Source organism: Sphingobacterium sp. 1.A.4, assembly GCF_002734245.1.
GTDB lineage: Bacteria > Bacteroidota > Bacteroidia > Sphingobacteriales > Sphingobacteriaceae > Sphingobacterium > Sphingobacterium tenebrionis.
This window is the reverse complement of sequence record NZ_PEAZ01000104.1, coordinates 1-6,251: the sequence shown is the minus strand read 5'-3', so window position 1 is coordinate 6,251 and position 6,251 is coordinate 1. Positions and strand designations below refer to the sequence as shown.

The 6,251-nt window shown below is 41.7% G+C and carries 3 protein-coding genes and 1 pseudogene; all 4 read right to left on the bottom strand.

What is annotated here, in order from left to right:
- Positions 1 to 340: 340 nt before the first annotated feature.
- Positions 341 to 3,367: a protein translocase subunit SecDF gene (gene secDF, locus CRJ00_RS16625; RefSeq protein ID WP_099367867.1), complete on the bottom strand. Its 3,027-nt coding sequence runs from the start codon at positions 3,365 to 3,367 to the stop codon at positions 341 to 343.
- 134 nt (positions 3,368 to 3,501) lie between these two features.
- A complete protein-coding gene (locus tag CRJ00_RS16620) occupies positions 3,502 to 4,551 on the bottom strand; it encodes a glycosyltransferase family 4 protein (RefSeq protein ID WP_099367866.1) in 1,050 nt (349 codons plus the stop codon).
- Positions 4,551 to 5,726, bottom strand: coding sequence for a glycosyltransferase (locus tag CRJ00_RS16615; RefSeq protein ID WP_099367865.1), 1,176 nt, complete (start codon positions 5,724 to 5,726; stop codon positions 4,551 to 4,553). Before CRJ00_RS16615 ends, CRJ00_RS16620 begins: the two co-directional genes overlap by 1 nt.
- Positions 5,727 to 6,038: 312 nt before the next feature.
- Positions 6,039 to 6,251 (bottom strand): annotated as a pseudogene (locus CRJ00_RS18885) (hypothetical protein); the annotation flags it as partial.

The window sequence follows — 6,251 nt, the reverse complement described above, 5'->3', positions numbered from 1 at the left end:
AAGAGCAGATTCCTATGGCATCCAAAATATGGAAATGCAGGGTGCAATGGCCATCTTCACGGTAAACTTGAAAAGAATCCTGAAATTGATCTAAAAAGGAGGAATATTACCTCAAAATCAATGGATTTGAGATTCTGAAAGCCTAAATAGCCACTCATGGTCGATTAAACCTTCAATAAAACCATTAAAAAACAAATTTTCAGAAATCCTTAGAACAAAAATGACCGAGTAAGATAAATCTTGTACTCAGTCATTTCTTTAAATCTCATTAAAAAGTTGAGACTTTTTCAGTGCCCTCGGTCAACATCAAGGCTTTTTCTGATTTTATTATGATACTCGATTATGGAGTAACCACTTTTGCTTGTTTTTTCTCTTCAGGTTTTGCTGAAGAAGCTAGATGCTTACCACCACTTAAGTCGTAGATGGCTGGAGCAGCTAAGAAGATCGATGAATAAGTCGCAACGACGATACCCACTAAGATGGCGAAAGAGAATCCGCGGATAACTTCTCCACCAAATACAAATAATACCGCTAGAACGAAGATTACAGTCAATGAGGTAATCACGGTACGGCTTAATGTAGAGTTGATCGCTTTATTGATCGTTGTACCAATATCTTCTCTATGCGCATCTGGTTTTTTCAGGTACTCACGCAGACGGTCAAATACAACGACCGTATCGTTCACTGAATAACCCAATACCGTTAAGATAGCCGCTACAAAGTGTTGGTCGATATCCAAAGAGAATGGAACAATACCATCCAAGATCGAGAATAGACCTAAAAGGATGATCGCATCGTGGATGGTTGCAATTGCAGCACCCGCAGAATATTGCCATTTGTGGAAACGAACCAAGATGTAGGCAGCAATGACAAGGATGGATAGGATGGAAGCATAGATTGCTCTGTCTCTAATATCACTTGCGATCGTTGGTCCTACTTTCTGTTGCGAAAGGATTTCGTATTTACCTTGAACTTTAGAAAGTCCTTCGTTCAATTTAGACAATACTTCCTGATCTGCAGCATCGCTGGTCTCTTCGATATGGTAAGAAGTCGTTACACGTAATTGATTGTCCGTTCCAAAGGTTTTAACCTCGGTAGTGGTTCCAAAAACATTATCCAAATTCTCACGTACTGTTTCAGCAGCTACCGGAGTGTCATACTTAATGGTATAGGTACGTCCTCCTTGGAAGTCAACGCCGTAAGAGAATCCTTTAACAGCAATAGCACCAAGAGAGATCACGATGGCTACCAATGAAACCAAATAAGCTACTTTTCTTTTCTTGATGAATGCGAAGTTTGCATTCTTCAAGGTATGGTTAGACCAAGGGAAAGAAACGGTAATTTTCATTTCCTTGCTCAACATGTATTCGAAAATCAAACGTGTAATGAAGATCGCGGTGAATAAGGATGTAATGATACCGATCATTAAAGTTGTTGCGAAACCTTGGATTGGTCCCGAACCTGTAAAGAATAGGATCAAACCTACCAAGAACGTCGTGATCTGTGAGTCTAAGATGGAAGGCATAGCATGCTTATAACCATCTTCTACCACTTTACGCATGGATTTACCAAGCGCCATTTCCTCACGCATACGCTCGTAGATCAGTACGTTCGCATCCACGGCAGTACCCATCGTCAATACGATACCCGCTATACCTGGCAGGGTCAGTACGGCATTTAAGGATGCCAATACGCCCATAAGGAAGAACACGTTGAAGATTACCGCAATGTTAGCAGCAATACCTGCACGGTTGTAGTAAGCGATCATGAAGGCCATAACCACAATGATACCGATCACCGCAGAGTTCACCCCTGAATCGATAGCTACCTGTCCTAGGGAAGGACCTACGATCGCTTCTTCAACGATCTTAGCCGTTGTTGGAAGACGACCAGCTTTCAATACGTTCGCTAAGTCTTTGGTATCTTCGATTGTGAAGTTTCCGGAGATGGTCGAGTTACCACCAGCGATTTCTCTTTCTACACCTGGAGCGGAGTAAACCACACCATCCAACACGATAGCTACAGAATATCTACCTTGAGCGGCAGCAGCTGTAACACGTTGCCAATCGCGCGCGCCTTGTGCGTTCATCGCCATGGAAACGATCGGTTTATTGGTCTGCGGATCAAACTCATCTCTAGCGTTGGTGATCACATCACCTGTCATGGCAGGACCATTCTCGTTACCTGAAGTTCTGATAGCAAATAAGGAAAGGATGTCTTTCGTTTGTGAAAGGCTTTCCGGTTTTACCGCCCATAATAGGCGCATATTGCCAGGAATGATCGATTTGATCTCTGGACGAGCCAAGTAAGCATTTACTTTAGCCGTATCTTTAAGGTTTGCATAACCAACTACTGCACCAGGACCCAATTCCATTTGTCCGGAAGGACCTTGGCCAACGTTTGGCTGTAAGATGGAGAATAATGGATTTCCTGCTGTTAGGTCAGCGGCATTGGTTGCATTAGAATCAGCCGCATTTTTGTTTGCGCCTAATTTTGATAATAGGTTATCTTCTTTTTTAGTCGTATCAGCTGCGTTGTTAGCTGCTGCTGTCGTATCTACTGGAGTAGCCGCTACTGCTGCTGGTTTGTCAGCTTTTAAAGTAGTTGCTAAGGTACGGTTGATATTGTCCATCAACTGGTACACATCTGCATTGTTGAAGGTCTCGTAGAATTCCAATTTTGCAGATCCTTGAAGAAGTTTGCGCACGCGCTCTTCATCATTGATACCTGGAAGTTCGATTAAGATACGGTTGGTACCTTGTTGGATCTGAATGTTAGGGGAAGCAACACCGAATTTATCGATACGCGTACGAAGTACTTTGTATGAGTTTTGGATGGCATTATCAGCTTCTTTATTCAAGAATCTCTTCACATCAGCTTCAGAACTTCCTGCTTGGATCTCCGCTGCATTATCCGTGGTCGCGAAGAACGACGCGATTGGAGTTGCTGCACCGGTAGCTTTGTACTCATTTAGAAATAAATCAATCAACGATGTGTTGGTTGTTTTGCTTTTAGCAATAGCTGTCGCCAATGCTTTGTTAAAGTTTGCATCTTTAGGCTTGTTCGCCAAGTTGGTAATCAACTCGTCCAAGGAAATCTCCATGGTCACGTTCATACCACCTTTTAGATCAAGACCAAGAGCAAGTTCATTTGCTTTTGCTTCACGGTAAGTGAATTTCGCGATACCTAAGTTATAAACTACTTCGCTTGCCATGGAATCTAGGTAGGCTTTTTCTTTAGCCAGATCACCATTTGCATAAGCTGCGGCATCTTTTTCGACTTTGCGGGTCACAAAAGTGAATGATATGGAGTAGAGGCACGCTAAGGAAACCACTATCACCAAAAATTTAATCAGCCCTTTACTCATTGTCTAATCGTAATAAATTATGGTTTTTTATGTTGTTTTTTAAGCTTAATAATATTTACCAAGAATCGCAAAGGTATAAAAAAAATGTATAATGAAAACAAATATTTTTGACCTTATCTCCTTATCTACTTGGATTAAATGGATTGGTAAATTTGCCAATATTCTGCGGCCGCCTTGTCCCAGGTAAATTGGGATGCCCAAGCCTTAATTTCATTGGAACGATCCGCAGATGCTATAATGCTTTTCAAGCGTTCGGCTCCAAATGCCATCAGGTAATCCTTGTCCACCGACTCCAGGTAAAAGGCTTCCGGACCACCAACCTCCGGTAAACTGGTGTAGGTGGAGAGCAGTACTTTTTTACCAAAAGTCATCGCTTCGATCACCGGTAGTCCAAAACCTTCGGCAATGGAAGGAAATACAAATAGGCTGCAATGCTTTAGGTAACTGTATTTTTCTTCTTCCGAAATGGGGCCGGTGAGCAGTACACGGTCTTCTACCTGTAATTCCCTAGCGATCTGCAGGATTTCTTCCTGGTAGTTCTCTTCCTGTACAATACCACTGATGACCAATTTATAGTCGTTTCCTACCAAAAGATAGGGTAGGACATGGAAATTCTTTTTTCGCGCGATGGTTCCTATGCTGAACATAAAAGGACCATCTATAGGGGAGTTTGGACTGGCCAAATTGATCTTGGAAGCATCGATCGTACTGCCGTTATAGATCACCTGGATTTCTTTTCCCTTCAGGTCGCAATGCTTTTCTACATCTTCCTTCACAAATTTGGAGATCGCTACAACCGCATCAGCACGGTCGATATTCCGTTGTACCTTTGTGAGGTACTTTTTGACTTTCTCCGGTGATTTTCCTTCCGCAATGAAATTAAGGTCATGTATGGTCAGCACGACTTTGCATTTGCCTTTATTCGGTAGGTAAGGGGATAATTGGAAATTCGCATGATAGACATCATAATCCTTCCAACTGGGTTTTAGGAATTTCTGTATCGATTTCTGACGGATGTAGTTTTTATCCTCGCCAAATACCAAGGGCGATTTCTCGTTGTGGTAAAAATAGAGATCGGCATGGGATGGTTTAGCGGTTAAAAGTGCATTACCCAGGTTTAAACAATAATGGTATAAACCGGTATGCGCATATTTCATTCGCTCTGTATCGAATACAACTTTCATTATTTCTTATTGAATGGATCCAATAAAGAATCCATAAGTACTTTTTCTTCCTGGGCTAAATTATAAAATGATTTCATTAATTCCCGTCCTTGCTGTGCAATAGCTTGTCGGAAAGGCTCGTTTTCTAACAGTTTCTGGATATGATCAGCAAATTCCTGCGGTTCATCACTTACCAAACAGCCATTATTTATTTTATTCACCAGGCCCGTTACGCCATAGGAATTTGTAACAACGGGAATACCCATGGAAAGGGATTCCAATACTTTGATCTTGATCCCCGTTCCACTTAACATGGGACAGATCGAAACCTTGGATGATTGATAAGCTTCTTCCAGGTCATCTACAAAACCAAGTTTATGGATAGAGGGATGGTCTACGACGTGCTGTGCTATTTTACCGATTACCGCAATACGGATATTCTTTAATAGCGGCAGTACCTCTTTGATAAACCAGTTAATGCCTTTTATATTATGGGGATTATTGCTAGCCACATAGATCAGATCATACCTAAAAGATTGTTCTGCCTGTTCGGGAAATAAGGGGTAACCGATCGGTATCAGCTTGACGGGGTTATTGACCACCTGACTGAACATAAATTGTTCTTCCACCGAAAAGGTCCAGATGCAGTCGAAAGTTTTCAGGATGCGAAATTCATCCCGGAGGTTTTTTCCCGATTTTGCAGGATGGTCAAGGTCAGACTCCTTTTGCAAAGAAATAAAATCGTGGGTGTCGTTAATGGTATAGGCGCGATAGGGTAGGTTTTTAATAAGTGTTCCCCATTGGGCATAAGAAATGATGACTATGTCGTATTTTTTTTTGGACAGCACCTTCCGAAACGTCCGATGCATCAACAAGGTAGTCAAATCAATTCGGTTCTGATAGAATAGCCTATGCAGAAAATTTGGGATTTTATAACGGAATAGATAACCCAGAAGATTATCCCGCTTGATTTTTCGTTGGATAAGCTCCAGTCCAAGCTTGGGGTATTTTTGATGGAATTTTATCTCCGATTCCTGGTCCCAGTCGCCCCAGATATGCTCAGACACAAAGTCGGTTTCGAACATGCTGTCGCGCTCATTGAAGAAAGATAGCATCTGTCGGCATCTCGAAATATTTCCTGCATGACCCTTCATCGGGTTATCGGGCATGAAATAAAGGACTTTTTTTCTGTTCATGTAATAAGACTCAACGGTTCTTTTAGGGAAGCTGCTACAATTTACCTAGCTAAATAACGAAAATTTAACTAGAAAATTAGTTTATTTTCTCTTTTAAATTCCTAACCTAAAAGGCTGTTTTCGGGGTAAAAACAAGGTTATAGTATGTTTAAAGCAGGTTTTTGTATGCTTAGGATAGGAAAAGCATACTTTCACCATGCTTTCACCCTACTTTCACAGCGATGCCAAACTGTCTTGTCCTTATATAGCTATACAGATTATTGGTTTAATTCTGAATTGATTATACAGGCAAATTTGGTAATACTATATGTACTATACAAACTCTTTCTTCACTATTGGATATTTTTTTGGTCTCCATCTCTTTCTGAGCGCACCTGATCTCATGTGTGCCTGTTCAGGGGTGAGGTAGTCACAGCTCGCGTGCGGCCTCAGGTTGTTGTATACCCTGATGTTCTCCCGTATCTTTCCGGTGGTCTCCCTCAGGCCACCCTGTGATGCGTAGAGGTCGAACTCCGCCTTCAGTAT